The 22,371-nt window shown below is 37.9% G+C and carries 20 protein-coding genes; 8 read left to right on the plus strand and 12 right to left on the minus strand.

All coding sequences use genetic code 11. From position 1 onward, the window contains the following. Window positions 1-54 precede the first annotated feature (54 nt). Window positions 55-480 carry a hypothetical protein gene (locus tag NST76_RS12750; protein WP_036123548.1) on the minus strand — a complete coding sequence of 142 codons (426 nt, stop codon included), beginning with the start codon at window positions 478-480 and terminating at the stop codon, window positions 55-57. Between the two features lie 215 nt (window positions 481-695). Here NST76_RS12750 and NST76_RS12755 point away from each other — a divergent pair, with 215 nt between their 5' ends. The 5 genes from NST76_RS12755 (at window position 696) to NST76_RS12775 (ending at window position 5,757) form a co-directional block, all read left to right on the plus strand. Beyond that, the gene (locus NST76_RS12755) at window positions 696-1,463 is read left to right on the plus strand and encodes a TSUP family transporter (protein WP_036123545.1); all 768 of its coding nucleotides are present in this window, start codon (window positions 696-698) and stop codon (window positions 1,461-1,463) included. Between the two features lie 153 nt (window positions 1,464-1,616). Further along, window positions 1,617-2,135, plus strand: coding sequence for a sigma-70 family RNA polymerase sigma factor (locus NST76_RS12760; protein WP_036123541.1), 519 nt, complete (start codon window positions 1,617-1,619; stop codon window positions 2,133-2,135). After that, complete coding sequence (locus tag NST76_RS12765) at window positions 2,128-3,018, plus strand: RsiV family protein (RefSeq protein WP_036123538.1); 891 nt, start codon at window positions 2,128-2,130, stop codon at window positions 3,016-3,018. The genes NST76_RS12760 and NST76_RS12765 overlap by 8 nt, the downstream gene beginning before the upstream one ends. A gap of 148 nt (window positions 3,019-3,166) precedes the next feature. Beyond that, window positions 3,167-4,291: an endospore germination permease gene (locus NST76_RS12770; protein WP_036123536.1), complete on the plus strand. Its 1,125-nt coding sequence runs from the start codon at window positions 3,167-3,169 to the stop codon at window positions 4,289-4,291. Beyond that, window positions 4,291-5,757 (plus strand): spore germination protein, encoded by a 1,467-nt coding sequence (locus NST76_RS12775; protein WP_036123533.1) that lies wholly within the window; start codon window positions 4,291-4,293, stop codon window positions 5,755-5,757. The genes NST76_RS12770 and NST76_RS12775 overlap by 1 nt, the downstream gene beginning before the upstream one ends. A gap of 55 nt (window positions 5,758-5,812) precedes the next feature. Here NST76_RS12775 and NST76_RS12780 read toward each other — a convergent pair whose 3' ends face one another. From NST76_RS12780 to NST76_RS12790, 3 genes are all read right to left on the minus strand, one after another. Next, window positions 5,813-6,232: an SRPBCC domain-containing protein gene (locus tag NST76_RS12780; protein WP_036123529.1), complete on the minus strand. Its 420-nt coding sequence runs from the start codon at window positions 6,230-6,232 to the stop codon at window positions 5,813-5,815. Between the two features lie 239 nt (window positions 6,233-6,471). Beyond that, window positions 6,472-6,696, minus strand: a complete 225-nt coding sequence (locus NST76_RS12785; RefSeq protein ID WP_089932590.1) for a PepSY domain-containing protein — start codon at window positions 6,694-6,696, stop codon at window positions 6,472-6,474. Between the two features lie 121 nt (window positions 6,697-6,817). Beyond that, on the minus strand, window positions 6,818-8,578 hold the full coding sequence (locus NST76_RS12790) for an ABC transporter ATP-binding protein (RefSeq protein ID WP_058844551.1): 1,761 nt from the start codon (window positions 8,576-8,578) through the stop codon (window positions 6,818-6,820). A 416-nt stretch (window positions 8,579-8,994) separates the two neighbouring features. Here NST76_RS12790 and NST76_RS12795 point away from each other — a divergent pair, with 416 nt between their 5' ends. Continuing rightward, a complete protein-coding gene (locus NST76_RS12795) occupies window positions 8,995-9,756 on the plus strand; it encodes a TerC family protein (RefSeq protein WP_036123522.1) in 762 nt (253 codons plus the stop codon). A gap of 201 nt (window positions 9,757-9,957) precedes the next feature. Beyond that, on the plus strand, window positions 9,958-10,467 hold the full coding sequence (locus tag NST76_RS12800) for a ferritin (RefSeq protein ID WP_036123519.1): 510 nt from the start codon (window positions 9,958-9,960) through the stop codon (window positions 10,465-10,467). A 180-nt stretch (window positions 10,468-10,647) separates the two neighbouring features. Here the strand turns inward: NST76_RS12800 and NST76_RS12805 are convergent, their stop codons facing one another. From NST76_RS12805 to NST76_RS12840, 8 genes are all read right to left on the minus strand, one after another. Beyond that, window positions 10,648-11,829 carry an iron-containing alcohol dehydrogenase gene (locus NST76_RS12805; RefSeq protein WP_036123516.1) on the minus strand — a complete coding sequence of 394 codons (1,182 nt, stop codon included), beginning with the start codon at window positions 11,827-11,829 and terminating at the stop codon, window positions 10,648-10,650. Window positions 11,830-11,846: 17 nt separating this feature from the next. Continuing rightward, a complete protein-coding gene (locus tag NST76_RS12810) occupies window positions 11,847-12,701 on the minus strand; it encodes an N-acyl homoserine lactonase family protein (RefSeq protein WP_036123578.1) in 855 nt (284 codons plus the stop codon). 12 nt (window positions 12,702-12,713) lie between these two features. Next, window positions 12,714-14,135, minus strand: coding sequence for an aldehyde dehydrogenase family protein (locus tag NST76_RS12815; protein WP_342543957.1), 1,422 nt, complete (start codon window positions 14,133-14,135; stop codon window positions 12,714-12,716). A 94-nt stretch (window positions 14,136-14,229) separates the two neighbouring features. Continuing rightward, window positions 14,230-15,237, minus strand: a complete 1,008-nt coding sequence (locus NST76_RS12820) for a LacI family DNA-binding transcriptional regulator (RefSeq protein WP_231745076.1) — start codon at window positions 15,235-15,237, stop codon at window positions 14,230-14,232. Between the two features lie 71 nt (window positions 15,238-15,308). Next, window positions 15,309-16,529 carry an RNA-splicing ligase RtcB gene (locus NST76_RS12825; protein WP_036128319.1) on the minus strand — a complete coding sequence of 407 codons (1,221 nt, stop codon included), beginning with the start codon at window positions 16,527-16,529 and terminating at the stop codon, window positions 15,309-15,311. Window positions 16,530-17,019: 490 nt separating this feature from the next. After that, a complete protein-coding gene (locus NST76_RS12830; RefSeq protein ID WP_271910163.1) occupies window positions 17,020-18,870 on the minus strand; it encodes a dynamin family protein in 1,851 nt (616 codons plus the stop codon). A 287-nt stretch (window positions 18,871-19,157) separates the two neighbouring features. Further along, entirely contained in the window at window positions 19,158-20,042 is an 885-nt protein-coding gene (rbsK, locus tag NST76_RS12835; protein ID WP_342543960.1) for a ribokinase, read from the minus strand. A gap of 244 nt (window positions 20,043-20,286) precedes the next feature. Then, window positions 20,287-20,727 (minus strand): Lrp/AsnC family transcriptional regulator, encoded by a 441-nt coding sequence (locus tag NST76_RS12840; protein ID WP_036128330.1) that lies wholly within the window; start codon window positions 20,725-20,727, stop codon window positions 20,287-20,289. A 226-nt stretch (window positions 20,728-20,953) separates the two neighbouring features. Here NST76_RS12840 and NST76_RS12845 point away from each other — a divergent pair, with 226 nt between their 5' ends. Continuing rightward, window positions 20,954-22,162, plus strand: coding sequence for an MFS transporter (locus NST76_RS12845; protein WP_036128331.1), 1,209 nt, complete (start codon window positions 20,954-20,956; stop codon window positions 22,160-22,162). Window positions 22,163-22,371: the final 209 nt, after the last annotated feature.

Below are 22,371 nucleotides of genomic sequence, written 5' to 3' on the forward strand. Positions count from 1 at the left end.
TAAGCTCCCCCTTTTACTGTAATACAGTTTGGATGATTTACAAAATAAAAAACCTTACTCATAAGCTAGTTGTTTCTTTTCCCATGTTTGATAGACCATGCCGACTAGCTTTTGTTGTTGCTGCTGGTTCAATACTACATCTTTAAATTTCATCGCCTGAAGTGAGAATTGCTGCGTTTGTTCGTTGACAACAAATTGTAAGATAGCATGTCCTTTTTCACCTTGAAACGTAATATCACCCGATAATTCAACAACCTGCTCCCCTGTTTTTGCTTGATAATAACGCCAGTACGGTTCAAAAAAAGCATAATTAAACGCATTTCGAACTGTGACATCTGAAAAATTCTCCAAATAGCCTTCTTTTACGGTATCAATATAATCATGGTCTGTTATATCTTTTTTTGCATTAAAGACATATCCTACAAGCATTCCCATAAAAACCACACAGAGAAATACGCGTAGATGATTTCCTAAACTCATGTCATCACGTCCCCTTTACGTAAAAACACCATCATTTACATAATACATCAAAATAATGACTTCAAGTAGAAATTATTTGAATAATGTAGCAATTACATTCATTTTCTATAAAACCTCTCCATGTACTTAAGCCCAAAAATAATCGATAGTATATTTACAGCTTATCTTCAGTTCGCTACTATCAGATTATTATGATAGAAAAGAGATGACCTGTTGTGCCTTTTGAATTAGATGTAAATATTTTAATGATCTTACTTCTTTTTGGTTTTTTAGCAGCATTTATTGATTCAGTGGTGGGAGGCGGTGGCCTTATTTCTTTACCCGCCCTTATGTTTGTTGGTCTTCCACCCTCTGCTGCAGTAGCAACAAATAAATTAGCAGGTACGATGGGATCACTGACTAGCACAGTGACATTTTATCGCTCTGGCAAGCTAGATATTAAAGCCGTCTATAAGTTATTCCCCTTTGTCTTTTTCGGCTCTATGTTAGGTGCTTGGATTGTCCACTTAATGGACCCCAGTGTTCTCAAGCCACTAATGCTGATAATGCTTGCAGCAGTGGCTATCTACACCATTTTCAAAAAAGACTGGGGAAGTATATCGAGCTATAAAACATTAACACCAAAACGTTATTTCATTTTTGTTATGGTGATCACACTAGTTGGATTTTATGATGGCTTTTTAGGTCCTGGAACAGGCTCATTTTTACTTTTTGCTTTTCTTATGGTTGGTTTTGACTTTTTACAATCAGCAGGAAATGCAAAATTTTTAAATTTTGGCAGTAATATAGCTGCCCTTCTTATGTTTATATACTTAGGACAAATAAATTATGCTTATGGTCTACCGATGGGACTTGCACAAATTGCAGGTGCTATTGTTGGCTCTAAATTTGCGATTAAACGCGGCAGTGGCTATGTACGTAAATTATTTATCGTTGTGACCATTCTATTACTCTTGAAAAATACATATGACTATTTTTCATAATCAGCATTATGCTTATGTATGCCGATACTATTGAAGGATAAAACTTATCTCAATCGAGGTAAGTTTTTTTCTTGGATTAAACTTTTTCCCTCTACTCGCACGTCTAGATAGTGTATACAATTTGACAATGTTAAAAAAGGAGCTTCTTTGGACATGAAAACAAGAAATGCATTTCAACATGAAGAGGTGTTTGTCCAATTCATTCGTGAACAAAAAGAGCGTTTTTATATGCTCGCGTATAGCTATACAAAAAATGAACAGGACGCACTAGATGTTGTACAGGACAGTATCCAAAAAGCCATGCTCTCATTAGATCGACTTGAAAATGTGACCTATATGAAAAGCTGGTTTTACAAAATAGTTGTCCGTACGGCCATTGATTTTTTGCGTAAGCATAAACGCTTACAAGTAACAGATGATGATACATTACAATATTTAACGCCAGCTCAAGAGGATGTTTATGAGAATGTAGACTTGGAGCATGCGTTGGATGAGCTCCCACAAATGTATCGTGAGGTTGTCATTCTCCATTATTTTGAGGATTTAAAGCTCGCTGACGTAGCGAACATCCTTGATATTAAGTTGAGTACAGCCAAATCGCGTCTTTATAAAGCGTTAAAACTATTGAAAATACAATTGGAAGATGTGAAGGGAGAAACTGCACATGGATAAAAAATTACAAAAATTAGAAAAACAATATATGGAGGTTCCTATTCCAAAGGAGCTAGACTTTGTGGTTGAAAGTGCACTAAAACAAGGTCGAAAAAAGAAAAAAAATCGCACACCACAATGGCTACTTGGATCAGCGGCTGCGGCTATGCTGTTTACAGCTAGTTTAAATGTTAGCCCTGCAATGGCACGAACACTTTCTGAAATACCAGTTGTTGGTAGTGTGGTGAAAGTATTAACTTGGACTGAATATGAGGTGGCAGAAGATAATTATGATGCCAACATTCAAGTTCCTTCCATTGAAAATTTAGAGAATCAAGAGCTTGCCAATGCTTTAAATGAAAAATATCGTGCAGAGGGGAAAGCCCTTTATGATAATTTTATTGCTGAGGTTGGAGATTTAAAAGCTAGTGGTGGTGGACATTTAGGTGTTGATAGCGGCTTTGAAATCAAAACAGATAATGACCAAATTTTATCGATTGGCCGTTATGTGGTGAATACGGTTGCTTCCTCTTCAACGGTCATGCAATACGATACAATCGACAAGCAAAATGAAATTTTAATTACACTACCAATGCTCTTTAAAGATCAACAATATGTTGAGACAATTAGTGAAAATATTAAGGAACAAATGCGTACACAAATTGCAGAATCTAATCAAGAAAAAATTTACTGGGTGAAAGGCGCAGGCCTTCCCGATGAAGAATTAATGGAAGCATTTACAACCATTAAACCAGATCAACCATTCTATATTTCAGATCAAGGGAAACTAGTGATTTCCTTCGATAAATACGAAGTAGCACCAGGCTATATGGGAGTTGTAGAATTTGAAATCCCAACAGATGTGCTAAAAGGAGATCTAGTTAGCACGAAATATATTCACTAATTGAGCTTACTATTCATAGGACGAGGTATTTGACGATTGAATCATCAAATACCTCGTTTTTTCATGAGGTCATGCCATTTTTTGCTTATAAAAATGACTTTTTTTGTCTAAGCTAGTATGTATCAATCAATGTTAGAGGGTTTTCATCATGAAAGGTGTAGGATCAATCAGTATTTTACATGTCATCTTCCTATCTATGACTGTTATTGGCTTAAAAAATCATGTAACGATTATTCCCCCGCTGTTAGATGTAGCCAAAAGAGATGGTTGGCTATCGGTTTTACTTGCTGGAGGAGTCATTTTCTTTTGGCTATTTCTATTAGTATATATTCAATCGAAGTCTAAACAGGAACCCATTCGAGACTGGTTAAACGAAAAAATCGGAAACATTGGCTCTTCTATTGTCATTTATACAATTGTCATTTTTATAATGATTATTACAGCTTTTACGATGGTTGAAACCTTGCAATGGGTTAACACAACATTTTTACCGCAAACGCCCGTTATCATCCTATTATTTATCTATACCATTTTGTGTATTCTTCTGGTGACGACGAGCTTGCAGACAATTGTGATTTTAAATGTCTTTGTGTTATTCGGAGTTGTGGTGTTTGGCTTTTTTGTTGCCTTTACCAACCTACAAGTAAAAGACTATGATTTATTACGACCGTTTTTTGAACATGGTTTCCAGCCCGTTTTTCGAGGCATGATTTTCCCAGCATCAGGGTTCATAGAGCTTTTAATGCTACTATTTTTACAACATCAATTTAAAGAACGAATTCGGTGGTATCACTTTGTCATTATGCTATCGATCTTAGTGGGACTCACATTAGGGCCATTAATTGGAGCCATTACCGAATTTGGACCAAGTGAAGCGGCTAAACAACGCTATCCTGCCTATGAAGAATGGGGTTTAGTGACAATCGGGCGCTATATTGAACATCTAGACTTTTTCTCTATTTACCAATGGCTAACAGGGACCTTTATTCGCGTTAGCTTCCTTTTGTATATCGTGGCAGATTTATTAAAAATGACCGGCAATCCGAAGCGAATATGGCAAATGCTTGCTCCTCCCTTCTTTATACTTTGCTTGCCACTCATTATGTTAAATGAAAATTTATTTTTAAAGGTAAAAGGAAATTATATCCTAACTTCTACGTTTATCTTTTTCTTTGCCCTGTCAATTTTTTTCGTAATCGTAGCTTTCTTGTCGGATAAATCTTCTAAAAAGGGGAAAACTGAAAAACAAGACATGAAAAGTGGTGAATCGTAATGCCTCAGCACGAGCAGGCGCTAGATCTTAGTACGCTCAGAAAATTATTTCAAAAATCGGCAGATATTCAATTTCAAGAATACACCTTTAATCAGCAAAAAGTACACTTCATTACATGTGATGCGATGATTGATCAACAAATGCTCAATGAAGTGATTATTGAACGTATTCAATATTTATTTGACCATTTGGATGAGGTCCCCCTTGAAGAGAATATTGCTAGGCATCTTCATATTCCGAGTATTCAAAAAATAGAAGACAAGGAACAGCTAATTACATTTGTTTATAGTGGTTTCCTGTTGCTGTATTTTGATGAAGATAATCTTTTATATGCTAGTAATATTGCGCATAAACCTAATCGTCAACCTGAAGAAACGCGCATGGAGGTTCTTGTTAAAGGACCGAGGGATAATTTCATTGAAGATATTCGCGTCAATATCGCACTGTTACGAAAACGATTGCCAACCAATTCCTTTTGTGTAGAAAAAATGGAGCTTGGGAAACGTTCAAAAACAACGGTTGCTATACTTTATTTTGATGATATTGTGGATATGGATATTTTACATGGGATTAAAAAGCAGCTAGCAGCCGTAGATACAGATATTGTATTTAGTGGTGATTTATTGATGGAACGGGTCAATAAAAATTCTAAGCTTTTTCCAAAGTTTGATTACACAGGGCGACCTGATTATGCCGTTCAAGCCTTAGCAAGAGGTCGATTTATAATTTTTGTTGATGGTGTTGCCTATGCTGTCGTAACACCAGTCAATCTGTTTTTATTACTTAAATCGGCTGAGGATAATGAATATCCTATTATCTTCAGTTCCCTCGAACGATTATTAAGGATATCAGGTATTTTAATCGGCTTACTACTGCCTGCATTTTGGCTAGCTTTAACGACCTATCATCAAAATCAATTACCGTTACAGCTACTCGCAACCGTTGTGCAGGCTAAATCGGGCTTACCGCTCCCCTCTTCGCTTGAAATGCTCTTGATGTTGCTAATGTTTGAATTGTTTCGTGAGGCAGGCTTACGTCTACCCTCTGTTATTGGTGGGACCATCAGTGTGGTAGGCGGATTAATTATCGGAGATGCTGCCATTCGAGCAGGGGTAACAAGTCCTGAAATGATTGTTGTGATTGCTATTTCTACTATTGCCTCTTTTACATTGGTCAATCAATCGCTTGTTACATCCGTTAGTATTTTAAGGATTGCCTTTATTTTTGCCAGTGCCTTTTTTGGACTGTTTGGCTTCTTTGTTTCATTATATTTAACACTCCTTTACCTATGTAATATTCGCATTTATGGCTACTCCTACATGAATCTGGCAACAGATTTAAATTGGGCTACCATTAAAAAATCCATCTTTCGTTTATCACCTAAGGGCTATACAGAGCGTAACAAAGCACTTGCTCCTCAGGATTATACACGAACATCAAAAGGTCACGAAAACAAAGAGTCCTAAAAACAAAGCAAATAGCATCCCTTCAAAAATGGTAGGGATGCTATTCTTTGTACACTCAAATAGTTTGTGCCCTTTCTTTGATACTGTCTAGCACGCTTTCCCAATGACGTTTCATTTCTTCTCGTACAGTCTGATCAGAAAGATGCTCTTGATGAAAGCTAATCGTCGTTTTATGTCGTTCTTTAGGTAGAATACGGATTTGTACAGTGGATGGTCTTGACCACGCTTCTTTTTGCCACGTGAGTCGAAGCTGCTCTAATGGTTTAACAATCCTGATTTCCCCTGTCCCTGTCCTTGAATGGTATTTATGCCCAGCTTCAAAAATAATCGTAGTACCTTCTCCTAACCAGGAATGTACTCCTTCTGCCGTCGTAATAAGCGCCCATGCTTGCTCCTGTGAAATTGGAAATGTCCTTCTAACCCCTACTTGAAAGCCTACACTTTTTGTTTGACCAATGATTTGTTGGTTATCCATTACTTCACCTCATCTATTTCATCATTTTTACTAGTGATTGTTCTATTCGATTTTTTTGCGTATTATTCCTTTCACCATTCAAAAATTTTGCTAACCTATCTAATCCCGCTTCAACATTACTAATTATTTCTATACTAAGTGTGCTTTTAATCAACGAGCTGAGGCCTTTTCATGATCAATAAAAAAAACCCAAGCTCAAAATCATTTGAGTACTTGAGCTATGCTTATTAAAACAAGAATTAGTCGTAATCATTCTCTTCTTCTATTTTTCGAATGACACCTGTCTTTGCATTTACTTCAACTTCATACATCTTATTTTGAGCAGTCAAAATAAATATTTCATAGACCAAAGTCCCGTTTTCCATATCCATGCCATAATGTATGATTTGACCTGGTACTCTTTGTACAGCAATTTGCATGGCTTGTTGAAGAGATATCCTTTGATTATTTGATGGCATAACCATTCAATCATCCTCCCCTTGCTACATAAACCTATACTATGCATGTATGTGTTTTTATGACAATGCTTGAGAATATGTGTCAAATAGAAAAGGGAGATTGTTTTAAAACAATCTCCCCATTTCTCTACGTTAGTTCAACAAAATCTTGTTGTCTGCTTTGTTCCGATTGTCCCTTACGAAATTGAATATGATGAAGCTTCGCAAAAAGTCCATTTTGAGCCACTAGCTCATCATATGTACCATCTTCTTCAATACCGTTCGATGTCACAACTAGCACGCGGTCTGCATTACGAATAGTTGCCAATCGGTGAGCAATAACTAATGTTGTGCGATTTTCAGCTAGCTCTGTTAACGATTGCTGGATAATCATTTCTGTTTCTGTATCTAATGCAGAAGTTGCCTCGTCTAAAATTAAGATCGGTGGGTTTTTCAGGAACATACGAGCAATTGCTAATCGTTGCTTTTGACCCCCTGATAATTTCAAGCCACGTTCACCAATTTGCGTGTCGTAGCCATCTGGCAGCTCTGCGATAAATGATTGTAAATGGGCCTTTTTCGCTGCCTCTCGAATTTCTGCTTCACTTGCGTCTAATTTTCCGTAGGCAATGTTTTCACGAATCGTCCCTGTAAATAAAAAGACATCCTGCTGTACGATACCAATTTGAGCACGTAATGAAGCCTGCGTCATATTGCGAATATCAATACCATCTATCGTAATAGCACCTTCTGTCACCTCGTAAAATCGAGGAATTAACGAACAAATCGTTGTTTTACCCGCACCTGATTGTCCAACAAAGGCAATGGTTTGTCCGGCTTTTACATCAAATGATAGATCACGTAAAACCTGTTTCGATGCATCATAATTAAAATGAACATTGTTGAATGCGATATCACCTGCTAAGTGCTTGATGACCTTGGCATCCTCACGATCTTGAATTTCTGGCTCCTGCTCAATTAATTCACGGAAGCGCTTAAAGCCAGCCATCCCCTTAGGATAAAGCTCTAATAATGCACTAATTTTATCAATTGGTTTAATCAAAACATTCGTATATAAGACAAAGCTTACTAGTTCACCGTAAGAAAGCTTTCCATTAAAGCTTAACCAAGCACCGACAACAAGTACCACTAATGTTAAAAGGCGTGTCATCATGTAGATACTGGAGTGTGTTCCTGCCATTATTTTATAGGCATATAATTTTGCCGCACGGAAAAATCCATTCTGTTCTTTAAATCGGCTAATTTCAAAAGCTTCATTAGTAAAGGATTTTACGACGCGCACACCGGATACACTGTCCTCCACACGTCCATTGACATCAGCAATTTTTCCGTACATTGTTTTCCATGCATTATTCATTTTGACATTACTAAAGGTCACTAGCCATGTTAAAAACGGCACCATAATCACTGCAATCAAAGCGAGCGTTGGGTTCACATTAAACATAATAGCAAAGGCCCCAATAAAGGTCATAATCGCTATAAATAAATCCTCTGGCCCGTGATGAGCAAACTCCCCTATATCAAATAAATCGTTAGTAATACGACTCATAATATGACCTGTTTTTGTATTATCAAAGAAACGGAATGATTGTCTTTGTACATGTGTAAATAATTCCTGTCGCATATCTGTTTCAATATTAATGCCAAGTTTATGGCCTAAATAGTTGACGATAAAGTTCAAAAAAGTACTAATGGCATATACAAGCAGCAATAACACACTCACTTTTACAATCATGCCCCAATCGCCTGATGGCAACAGTTCATCGATAAACCACTGTACAGCTAACGGAAAGGCAAGCTCTAAAATGGCTACAATAATAGCACTCGAAAAATCGATGACAAACAATCGTTTATGTGGCTTGTAATAGGAAAAAAATTTTCTATACATGTTTGTCTCCTTTCTAAGTTGTAAAAATTTCGCCTATCTTTTAATAGTACCATTTGTGCAATGGTAACGGAAAAGTATTTTTTCCCCATAGCAGTATATTTTTATTTACTTTCATTTTGTCACATGCTATTATAAAAGTAAGAATTGAATAGCTTTTGACTTTATTGTCAAAGGGGAGTAGCTAGCAGATGCGATCGATGCATCTGATTTCACATTCGTCATTACATGGTATCTTACCATCGGGTGTGTTGGCATTTTTTGTCACACAGAATTTATTCTGTGGAATGAACAGTTAATTGCTTAGCAAGACCTTTGCCTGTTTTTTAGGCAGAGGTCTTTTTCTTTTGCTTAAAATAGGGAAAGAATAAGTTAGCAAGCCATTCATTTCTGTTCAACAATTAAAGGAGGAAATACATTTGGAGGCAATTATTTTAGAATACGCATGGGTACTTGTCGTATTAATCGTACTAGAAGGTTTGTTAGCTGCTGACAATGCTGTCGTAATGGCTGTTATGGTTAAGCATTTACCAAAAGCTCAACAACAAAAAGCTTTATTATATGGATTAGTTGGGGCATTTATTTTCCGCTTTGCCGCACTATTCCTTATTACAACACTCGTTAATTTCTGGCAAATTCAGGCAATTGGTGCTGCTTATTTATTGTTTATGTCAATAAAGCATATTTATGATTCCCGGAAAGCCTCGCAAAACTCCGAGGAAGTACAAGAGCCTAAAAAGAAATCTGGCTTCTGGATGACGGTTGTAAAAGTAGAGCTTGCTGATATTGCATTCGCAGTAGACTCTATTTTAGCAGCGGTAGCGATTGCTGTCACACTACCACATATCGGTGATTTTGATATCGGTGGCATTAATGCAGGTCAGTTTGCTGTTATGTTCTTAGGTGGTATTATTGGTGTGATCATGATGCGTTTCGCAGCTCGTTGGTTTGTGAAAGTTCTTGATAAATTCCCATCGCTTGAAACAGCTGCCTTTCTAATTGTTGGTTGGGTTGGTGTGAAACTAGCTGTGTTAACACTGGCACATGAGAAATTAGGCGTGATTCCACATGAATTCCCGCACTCGACTATTTGGAAAGCAATTTTCTGGATTGTTTTAGTTGCTATCGCACTTGGTGGCTACTTAATCGGTGTCAAAAACCAAAAGAAACAAGAACAATAAGACAAAAAACATCGCTTCGATTCATGTCGAGGCGATGTTTTCGTATTTCCTTCAAAGGAAAACGTACAAATTTTCTAATTGAGAACTAATATCAATTAACTTTTGCACAATTTGCCTCGAAAATTAAATTTTTTGTATGTAACCCCCTTTACACTGTATACTAGTAAAGAAGTCATTTACTGCAAAAGGAGGAAAACTTTTATGTTATCTGAAAAATTACACACAGCTCTTAACGAACAAATGAATTTTGAATTTTACTCTGCCCATGCTTATATGGCAATGGCAGCCTATTGCACAGACCAAGATTATGATGGCTTCGCTAACTTCTTTTTAGTCCAAGCCGAAGAAGAACGCTTCCATGCCATGAAATTTTATAATTTCTTAAGTGATATGGGCTATCGTGCAACAATACAAGGCTTTGAAAGCCCAGGTAATCATTTTGATTCGATTTTAGACGCCTTTAAAACAGCTCTATCGCACGAAAAAGAAGTAACACGACGCATTTACAATTTATCAGACATTGCTTTAGATGAACGTGAGCATGCGACTATGGCATTCTTAAAATGGTTTATCGATGAGCAGGTAGAGGAAGAATCAACATTCGATACATTAATCCGCAAAATTGAGCGTATTGAAAATGACTCCAATGCTATCTTTATGCTAGATGCAGAATTAGCTTCGCGTACATTTACACCTGATGCTGAAGCATAAAACATAGTTTTTTTTAAAATCATGAATCATTAGCTAAGAAATGACAAAAGCTACGAAGTTTCATCATAGAAGCTTCGTAGCTTAATTTTTGTACTACAGCTAATTCTGTAGGTGATCGTAATAAAAATTATAATCTGCATAAAAAAGAAACGTCAAAAATCAACGTTTCTCTTTTCTTAATTATGATTGTTTAGGCTCTCGAACTTCTCCATCAAATGCAGCTCGATAAATAGCATAGATATCTTCTCGTTCTAGTGGCATCGGGCTTCGTGCTAAAATTCTTGTTTGTTTCGTTGCATCATCCGTTAATTGTTCTAAGGCTTGTTCTGGTATATTAAATCCTTTTAATGTGGAAGGAATATTAACATCTTGAACGAGTTTTTGTAATGCGTCGACGCATTTATAGGAAGCCTCTTCTTGCGATAAATAGGCAGATGCTATACCCATTGCATCTAAAATATCTTTCAGACGTTTTTCACAGCTTTGACGAATATAGCCCATAACATATGGCAATAGCACTGCATTGGAATCACCATGTGCAATATGGAATTGGCCGCCAAGTGGATAGGCTAACGCATGGACACCCGCTACACCAGCATTAAAGAATGCCAAGCCTGCTAAATAGCTGCCATAGCTCATATCTGTTCGAGCCTGCTTATCTTGCCCCTCATGGACAGCCGTTCGAATCGAATGACTAATTAATCGAATAGCTTGCAGGGCAAGGGCATCTGTTACCTCGTTCGCATTCACTGATACATAAGCTTCAATGGCATGTGTGAGGGCATCCACACCTGTAGCAGCCGTTACCTTTGGTGGTAAAGAAATCGTTAAAGCTGGATCTACAATTGCTACATCTGCTAATAAATAATCATGTGTTACGACATCCTTCGTTGTGTCGAGTGATAGCACAGAGATATTCGTTACCTCTGAGCCTGTCCCAGAAGTAGTTGGAATTAAGATTTTGGGCAGCCCTTTATTGTCCAATGTTTTTGTCCCTGTTAGGTTTAAATAATCTGCGACTTGTCCCTCATGTGTTGCTAATACAGCAGCGAGCTTTGCTAAGTCTAATGCACTTCCCCCACCTACACCAATGACTAAATCGAACTGATGATTTCGAGTAAAATCTACAAGCTTTTCGCCAATGGCAAGCGGTGGCTCTGGTGCAATTTCCGTATAAATAGTGGTTGTATACCCCTTTTCAATTAAAGGTTTTTCAACATGATCTGTTAACCCTATTTCTTTTAATAATGGATCTGTCACAATCAAAATATTGCGCGCGTTCAATTTCTCTACCTCTATCAGGAGCTGACTTAAGCTTCCCCAGCCGGTATAGCTTGTAGGTGTAAAGGTTAATTTATGCATGGCTTCTCTACTCCTATCTATTCATAATAACCTTCTGTTGATTTTCTAAATGATTTAAATTGGACAGGATCATGGCCAAACCATACTTGTGAATTCGTTTCATTTGCTAATCTTCGAATCCGTTCAACCGTCGCATTATAGCCTACAGAGTCATAGATAATGCCTGGTGGCTTAACGGGAGGACCAAAGCTTTCAGCCGTATAAATAGCATCCGAGGCTAAAATGATGCCTCCTGTATCGGGCATCTGTATATGCAAACCGAGCATACCCCAAGCATGGCCACTACCAAAATTCAATACTTGGATTCCTTCTGCTAGCTTCACTTGATCCTCGCCACGCTTAATTAGGCGCCATTGTAGATTGTTTTTAATCCACATATCAATGTCACCCCAAACATACGCACCGTCTTTGACGTTTCGTGCATAGGTTTGTAATGTACCGTTAAATTCGTCTTCTTGCACAATAATTGTTGCATTTGTGAACAATTCTAAGCAGCCTGCATGGTCGAGATGCAAATGGGATGCGACAACATATTTGATGTCCTCTGGACGAACGTTTAATTCTTCTAAGCGATGATGCAAATAGCATTCTTCTGGCATATTAATAGGAAATGCCTTTTGCGTAAATTCACCCCAACGGCCATCTGGCCCCATAGAATTTGGATTACACGCTGTATCAAAGAGAATTTTACCCTCTGGATGGTCAATCAGCACTGTATAAACAGGGAATTCCACAAATTCATTTGGTTGGTTTGGATGATCGATCGTTGCTGGATTATGCATGGCAATCATATAGTTTTTATCCATTCGCATCGTACCATTGTCCATTACATACAATTTTGGGTGTTGTTTGATCATTTTCATGTTTCCCATCTCCATTCGTGATTATTGGTTATTCCAAATTACTAGCTTCATTTCCGTCATTTCCTCTATTGCATATTTAATGCCCTCACGACCTGTGCCACTTTCCTTCACACCACCGTATGGCATATGATCTACACGATACGTCGGAACATCATTAATAATGACACCGCCAACCTGTAATGATTTCGTGGCTTGGAAAGCAATCTCAATAGAAGGTGTAAAAATCCCTGCCTGTAAGCCATAATGGGAATCATTGATAGCTACTATCGCATCCTCTATCGATGAGACTGTATTCACCGTAACGACAGGTGCAAAGATTTCCTCACAGGACACACGGCTTTGTGGTTGAGCATTATATAAAACAGTAGGTAATAAAATGTGATTCTCAATGCGACCACCAGTTATAATCTGTGCCCCTTCCGCAACTGCCTCTTCAATCCATTGATAGGCTCGCTGTTGTTCAGCTCGTGAAATCATCGTCGCTAAATCCGTCTTGCTGTCCAGTGGATCACCCATTATTAGCTGTTCTATTTTTACTTTCAGCAGCGATAAAAATTCGTGAATCATACTCTCCATAACATAAATACGCTGCAATGAAATACACACTTGACCTTGATTTGAAAAAGCTCCCATCACAATGCGATCCATTATACGGTCGAGTTGGACTCCTTCATCAATAATAACGCCTGCATTCGAGCCTAATTCTAATGTTACTTTTTTCAAACCAGCTCGATTACGTAAGGAAATGCCTACTGCAGGGCTTCCCGTAAACGTTATCATTTTAACGTATGGATGTGCTAAAAACATATCCCCTACTAATTTGCCTTGTCCAGTTACAAGATTAAATGCTCCTGCTGGTAAATTGGTTTGGGCTAATAACTTGGCTAAAAAATGAGCAGATAATGCTGTTTGTGTGGCAGGCTTCAACACAATGGTATTGCCTGCCGCTAACGCTGGCCCTACTTTATGGGCTACTAGATTTTGCGGAAAGTTAAATGGCGTAATCGCTGCCACTACACCTATTGGTTCCCGTAATGTATAGGCAAAACGCCCCTCTCCATTTTTCGAGGCATCCATCGGAATCATCTCACCCGTAAGTCGCTTCGCTTCTTCAGCCGCAAATTTATAGGTTTCAATGGTGCGATCAATTTCTGCATAGGCATACTTTAACGGCTTCGCTGATTCCAATGAAATAATGTTTGCTGCTTCTTCCCGATGTTCCGCAAACAGCGTGGCTAAATGTTCCAATATCTCTGCGCGTTGAAAAGCGGTTAAAGCAGCCATTTGAGGAGCTGCAGCCTGCGCACTTTCAATGGCCTCCTGTACATCCTGTTCAGTAGCCATCGCAAATTGTGCAATCACTTCCTGTGAGTAAGGAGCTTGCACCTCCATCCAGTCAGCGGTCATCTTCCATTCCCCGTTGATCCATAAGCCCTTTTTCAAAACTTGTGTCACTCCTTTCTTTATGGTTACGTATTCATTTCAGAAAATAAAGAAATGAATACGTAACCATTTTAGTGTAAAAAACAAACTGACATTACATCAGTTCATTTTTACACGTTGTATTTCTTGGGAAAAGTTTAACAGACTCTGTTTGCTGGATGCAAGTACTTTTTTTTTCCATGATCTCAAATAATTTTTCGATGGCCATAAAACCAAGGTTTTCCTCTGTGGTTAAACCAACTGTTGTTAAAGCAATAGAATGATGTTTACTCAGCTCGACATTATCAATACCTATGACATTAAAATCCTTCGGAACCTGAAAGCCTCTTTCCAAACAAAGATTTAATATTTCAATAGCGATAGCATCTGTAGCTGCGCAAATAGCTGTTGGTCTACTAGCGAGTTGTAAAAGTTCCTCAAAGGCACGTTCAATATCCTTTTTATTAGTATTCGTTAAAAAAGTAGGCACGGCTTTGGCCTCTATCCCATGTTCCTTTAAGGCCCGTTCAAATCCCTGATAGCGCCCATAAAAAGTACTCATTTGATGGGGCCCACCTATCCAGCATAAGGATTGATGCCCTAACGATAAAACATGATTGGCTGCAAGATAACCAGCATGCACATTATCAATCTCTACAAAATGTCTATTTTCTTGATGCTTACGATTAAACATAATAAACGGGATGCCTAGTTTTTCTAGTTTAAAAAACAAATCATCTTGGTACAGCATAGAAGATAAAATGATCGCGTCTGCTTTCGTTTCCAAAACCGCATTATAAATTGAATGTAAATTATCCTCTGTTCCAAAATAGACATTGACTTTATAACCACGTGCATTAACATAATTCACGATTGCTGTTGTTGTATCAACAAAAAAAGGGTTGTGTAACGGCCCCGAAATCAATGTTATAATGCCTGTTTTTTTCTGAACAAGCGATCTTGCTATATCATTTGGCACATAGTTTAGTTCCTCAATCGCCTTCATTACTTTTTCAATTGTTTTTGGCTTTACCAGCTCTGGCGTATTCAACACCCTAGACACGGTTGTTTGTGAGACACCAGCATGCTTTGCCACATCTTTTGAAGATACCAAAAAAACCACCCATTTCATCATTGTAAAGCTATATTATACCATTTATAGCATAATGGTAATAGGGAAGACCAATTATTGGTTTAGCCCTTTCGTTCATAGGGCTTAGCTGCTTCACTCGCTTTAAAATTGTAGACGGGTTGAATAACTTTTACAATATCCACTGTTTCCCCAATAGCAGCTGTAATTTCTGCCATTGGCTTATAGGCCATTGGTGCCTCATCCAATGTTTCTTCGTTAACAGATGTTGTCCAAACCCCTTTCATCGTGTCTTTAAAATCTTCCATATTCAACGCTTTTTTAGCCGCTCGACGTGAGAACATGCGCCCTGCTCCATGCGGTGCTGAATAATTCCATTCTGCATTGCCCTTCCCAATACAAATAAGAGAACCGTCTCGCATATTCATAGGGATGACAAGCTTTTCTCCTTTATTAGCACGAACAGCCCCCTTACGAAGGGTCATTGTTTCTGTCTCAATATAGTTATGGATCGTATCAAAGGTATCTACAAAATGCCAATCCATCTGTTTAGCAATCGTTTCTGCAATCGTCCAACGATTCATACGTGCAAACTGCTGTGCAATCTTCATATCGTGAATATAGTCATGGAAAGCTTCACCTTCTAAATAGGCTAAATCTTTCGGAACTGGCGGGTGTTGTTCCTTATAGGCTTGAATCATCGTTTGAATCTCCTGTTCCCGTCCTTGCTGCTTAAGCTCTACTATCTTTTCAGTCAAATCTTGTCGACGTAAATTTTCATAAGCTCTCTTTTGATGCCAATTGGCAACCTTTGCCCCTACATAGCGTGAACCTGTATGGATCAATAAATAGTAGTGATTGTCTTCATCCTTTGCCAATTCAATGAAATGATTGCCTCCACCAAGTGTCCCTAATGATAGATTGGTATAGTCATCTTTCAAGCCGCTTGCTCGAAATTGTTTACCTTCAAACTCTAAAAAATGTCGATTGGGTGATACTTCTTGATGAATGTCCTGCCCACTTGGTATATGTGTTCGAATAATGGTATCGAGCTTTTCATAATCCACTGTCGATACATTTAATTGAGCGACTAATACACCACAGCCTACATCTACACCGACAAGATTTGGTACAACACGACCCTGTAATTGAATGGTTGTGCCAATAACACAACCTTTCCCCGCATGATAATCTGGCATAATCCGTACCTTAGTACCTGCCATGAAAGCCTGATCTGTCAGCTCTTGAATTTGCTCGATGGCAGTTTGCAATGCTGTTTGTGCATAAATTTTGGCCTCTGTGTAACGACCTTTAATGTCAATCATGTCTATCCCTCCTTCCTATTTATACGTAAAAATGGAATGAAATGTTTCGTAGTGTTGAAAAACAAAACCATCCATAGCATTTTTGTGAAGGGTGAAAATGGGTTTCCGTTACAGGCTACTTGCTTTCCACTCCATAAAAATGTTTCTTTTTAGCAAAGGTTTTCAAATAAAGTGAAGGGTATTCACTACTCTTTATGGAGGGGTGTTGTCATTCATCATTTTTCCATATTGAAAATAAGAGACTATCCTTTCTCTAATCATACAAATAATGGGCTATTTTGTTTACTAGGGCTTGGATAAAAGATAAGAAACAGATACTTTTACACATGGTGAGTGAAGCGGCTCATCGAACGCTTCCTGAAAAGGACGCAAGCAGAACGGACATCAATCCCTCGCCTTTCAAAATGGCTGCTGCTGCCATTGACATCACCTGTTCTCAACAACATGAAACGTTCTAAAAGATTATACTTTTAGAACGTTTTGCGAAGGCTTATTCTTCATACTGAACAGCTAATTTCTTTGGTATTTCTGGTATATCGTTTGATTTTACATCTTCTTCTTTTAACGTAAGCCTTTGTAGTGCGTACTTTTCTTGCACATCAAAAGGTATTGCAATACTTTCCATTTTATTATGCATTTGACTTCGTGCAAGTAAACCTTTGTTGGATAAATCAATAGCTAGAATAGCCTGAACAGTTTCCTCTAGCATTTCAAGATCCTTCGTTTTCAGCGGCATTTGCTCGTTCATTAAAAATGGTAGAAGCTGCTCTTTAATATAACCCTGCGCTTCAATTAAGCAAGAAAATTCGTTTAACTTTTCAGCATAACGCTTTAATTGGCGCTTCTCTTTTGCACGTTGTTGATTTAATTCTTGTACTTTTTGTTCAATACGATGCAAGCGCTCTTTCACTAAATCCACTAAATAGGATTGTATACCTTGCATCATTTGTAATACAGTGGCTTCCGCTTGCTGTACTTTGTCATATTGAGCGACACAATCCAATTGCTGCTCATTTAATTTTTGAACTCGCTCTTTGAAAAATTCATTTTGTGTATGCTGACCAAAAATAGCTTTCATAAGCCCTTTGCCATGAATTTTTTTATGCTGCGCATCCAAACGCTCATATTCACGGGAATATTCACTATGCATGTTGCGGTATTCCCGTAACATTTGTTGGTAATACACAGCCATTTCAGTAAACTCTTCCACCTTATCATCCTGTAAATAATCATGTTGCGAGATCGTTTGTAACAGCTGATATAATGTTTGAACTTGTTTAAATGTATTCGCTACCTGCTCGTATTCTTGCTCATATTCTTTAACAATTGCTAAATCCCGTTGATAGCGAGAAAATTCATATTGGGTATCGCCTGCATATTTCTCAATATTCTCTACAGCAGATTGAAAAGGATCACGTTGTGGAATTACAGTTAATTCGAAGCGGAATCGTTCAAGCCATTGCAAGAAGCGGATTAAGATGGCGTAGGTTTTTTTATCACTATTTTCAGCCACACGATGGATGTGGGCAATTAAATGATCGTACTGGCTTTTTTGCCAAAGCTCCTGGTTGTCCGTTTGTTTGGCTTCTAGTGCATCGGTTGCTGAAACCGCTACAAAATCACTCATTAAATGACCAATACGTTGTTGTTCTGAGCTCATAAATGCTGTAGCATGCTCATCGATATCAATGCCATTGATGACACATAAAGGTTCTACCCCTTTATTTTTTAATGCATCGATCAATAATAGTTCGGCATCAATCGCCATAGAACCCGCACGCAGCACCCAGAAAATTTCATCGACACGGTTCATAAGCGCTTCTGAGAAATAAGCCATTTCGCCTCCACCTGCTTCTAATGAGACAGAATCGATAATAGTTACCGATTTTAATAAATCATTTTTCAAATAGACTTCAAGATAATCTAAATGTTCCCGTAAAATCTGAGAGGCAAACGTATCACCAGTTGTCAGTAGCTCTAGTTTACTCATATCAAATATAGCTACAACGCCATCTAAAAAATAGGCTTTAATCTCTTCTTGTTCACCGTAGCGTATAAATGTATTTACACCTGTTGGATGCTGATCATCAACTGATAATATTTCACGTCCAAGAAGCCCATTGACAAGTGTCGTTTTGCCCACTCGCTCTTTTCCGACTACTAAGATCATCGTTTGGTTATTGGCATCTTGAATAATCCGATTTAAATGTTTCGCTGTATCTTTCACATATGTATTTTGCACAATGATGCCATACAAATGTCGCAGGTGATCAACAAATTGTGGCAAAATATTATTCGCTGAGGTTGTATATTCGATTGGCGTGTTGTCAATGTTCGTCATCCTCAAAACCTCTTTTCGTATGTATCTATAAAACTATTATAAAGGAAACCATGGCTTTTCTAATACATGGATTGATGAAAAGAGGACAATGTACTTAGGTGATTATATAGTAAATAGGAATTCATCCTTATACTTATTCGATGTCTGTTCCATATATGAGCGGTTACTCGGACTAAAGGGAACAGCGTACCTCTCTGAATTCTACTAATTTTAATAGAAGTATGAGGTATTATCATTTTTACTTACCTCTGTTTTTCTATTGCAATGACCTTTCTCCTAAATGAAGTCTATTCCTCTACTCCAGCCATCCGAGCGTAAACAGCGCCAAGTGTTGGCATGCCGCCTTGTGCACCAAATTTTTCTACAGACAAGGAAGCAGCAATATTGGCGAAGTATACGGCCTCATCCAACGATTGTCCCTCTACTAAAGCATAGGCTAATGCCCCATTAAACGTATCTCCTGCTCCAGTTGTATCCACAGCTGTCGTCATATAGCCTGGTACATGGATTGGATAGGAGCCATCGAAATAACATGCACCATTACTACCTCGTGTCAAAATTATTTTATTAGGATACTTTTCTAAAAGTTGCTCGAACGGCTCATTAAAAATTTCAGCACATTCTGTTTCATTTGGCGTTAAATAGCTAATATCCTCCATCCACTGCACATCAAAATTGGCTGCTGGTGCAGGATTTAATAGGACAGAAACACCTGCTTCTTTACATAATTGAATGGCGTAGGCTGTCGTCTCTTTTGGGATTTCAAGCTGTATGATTACCATTTGACTTTTTTGTATCAATTCCTTAGAAGCTTCAAGGTGAGATGGGGATAACGCATAGTTTGCTCCAGGTACAACAACGATTCGATTATCGTCATTGTAAAGAAGAATATTGGCAATGCCTGTAGGAGAAGAAGTACTAGTTACAATCGCATCTGTCTGAATCTGCTGCTGCTGTAAAGTGGCTTGTAATGCCTTACCAAAATGATCCTCACCTACACAGCCAATCATTGCCACTTCACTGCCAAGACGAGCTGCCGCAACTGCTTGATTAGCCCCTTTTCCTCCAGGGACCGTTTGAAATGCATTGCCCAGAATGGTTTCCCCTTGTTTTGGAAAAGTATCCATGCGTACAACTAAATCCATATTTAAACTTCCGATCACTGTAATCATCAATTTCACTACCTTTCTTCTTTTTGATTAGCAGAAAAAGCTGAAATGAACACAATATTGTATTCATTTCAGTAGCTAATTTTATAGTAATATATTTGCAAAAACCGAAAAATCATCTAGATACTTTTCTAATATATCCAATGAAATCACTTGATAAGCAGAAACAGCAGTCATTTGAAATCCTGCATGTTCATTAAGTTTTCTATTGGAGCACCCTGGAAAAATTGAAAAGCCTCTCTACTTGTTACTCAACACTTAAATTTGGTATCAATGACTTGTTTTCAATAGGTGATGATAAGGAAATCAATGTAGTGGAATCGCCATACTTCATACTATCATTTTCAAATAATTCAAGTTCCTTTGTTGATTCAACTACTACTTTAATCAAATAATTGTATTCTCCGCTAATTCGGTGACACTCTACTACTTGTGAGGCCTGCTTACAATAATCAACGAAATTATTGCACTTTGTAGTCCGGAAAAGGACAAACGCAACAGTGGATTTCCCAACTTTTTCATTCGAAACTATAGCTCTGTAGCTCTTAATCACTTCTTGTTCTTCTAGTCTTTTTACCCTCTCTGTTATTGCTGGTTGAGATAATCCTATTAGTTTTCCAAGGGAAGTCATTGACAACCGAGCATCTGATTGTAAACGCATTAGTATATCTGCATCAATACTATCCATTTAAGCACCCCTTCATTTATACGAGACTGACATTTCACAATTAATAGCTATCCTATTGTAAGGTGTCTATGCCTCCTACATTATTATATTATACTTCAAATGCAATATCATCAAAATACATTAATTTTATATCTAAATACACAATAATACCTTTATTATCAAATGTAAAATCAAAAATGACATTAGTATAATTAATTCTATCAACTAATCAGGAGGTCTTTTATAAATGAATAATAATGATTTAACTAAACAAAATGAAAAATCTGTTGCAATACCTTCAGAACGTCTCCCTTGGGCCGGTTTAATTGCACTAGCTATGGCAGGGTTCATATGTATCCTTACCGAAACTATACCAGCTGGTTTATTAATACAGATAAGTGAAGGACTCGCTGTGTCCGAATCTCTTGCAGGTCAACTTATTACAGCTTATGCTCTTGGCTCACTAATTGCAGCTATTCCTATAACCACTGCAACACAAGGGTGGCATAGGAAACCCTTGCTGCTTTTATGTATTATTGGGTTCCTTGTATTTAATACTATTACAGCCCTTTCTTCTAGTTTTACCTTAACTATAATAGCTCGATTCTTTGCGGGTGTAACGGCAGGCGTCCTGTGGGGAATGAGCGCGGGATATGCACGACTTATGGCGCCAGAGTTACTTAAGGGAAGGGCAATGGCAGTGGCCATGATTGGTACTCCTCTTGCATTAGCTTTTGGTGTTCCTGCTGGGGCATTTCTCGGTTCCCTTGTTGGCTGGAGATCTGTTTTCGGAATAATGTCACTCTTAGCAGTATTATTGATTTTATGGATTATCTGGAAAATCCCTGACTTTCCTGGGCAAACATCTGAAAAGCGAATGACCCTGCTCAAGGTTTTCATTACCCCTGGGGCTCGTCCGATTTTATTTGTTGTATTAGTTTGGATACTTTCTCATAACATACTTTATACTTATATCGGACCATACCTCTCCGAAGCAGGTCTTGCGCAACGAGTTGATTTGGTTTTACTCGTTTTCGGTATTGCATCTTTAGTTGGAATTTGGGCTATTGGTATATTCATTGAGCGTATACTACGTACTTTAGTGTTAATGAGTCTAGCCGGATTTGGATTGGCATCATTATTATTAGGTATCGGAATTAGTCACCCTACTATCATTTACATTGCTGTAGCTTTATGGGGTTTAACTTTTGGAGGAGCAGCAACACTTACGCAAACAGCAATAGCAGATAATGCTAAAAAAGGTGCAGATATTGCCCAATCAATGCTAGTTACTGTTTGGAACCTCGCTATCGGTGGAGGGAGTGCAATTGGAGCAATCCTGATGGAATCATTTGATGTAGTATCTTTTCCATGGGTAATGTTTATCCTCATTCTTCTTGGATTTCTAGTAGCGTTTCGCGCAAATGTTTCTGGGTTTCCTCAAACAAAACAATGATTAAATCAGGATATTCCTTGAAACACATAGCCATTTCGTTGCAGCTTTATTTCAAACATCTTATCTTTTTTTGTAAACACTGCAACTTTATTTCAAAGGTATATTGTATTGCTATTTAATCAGAGCGGCTAGGACAAAAGAAAAAATGTTAGACCATTTACAAGTTTGGTCTAACATTTTTTCGCGTTATTAGAACACATAAACTTTAA

Origin of the sequence: Lysinibacillus sp. FSL W7-1291 (assembly GCF_038593415.1) — a bacterium.
Classification (GTDB): Bacteria; Bacillota; Bacilli; order Bacillales_A; family Planococcaceae; genus Lysinibacillus; species Lysinibacillus fusiformis_D.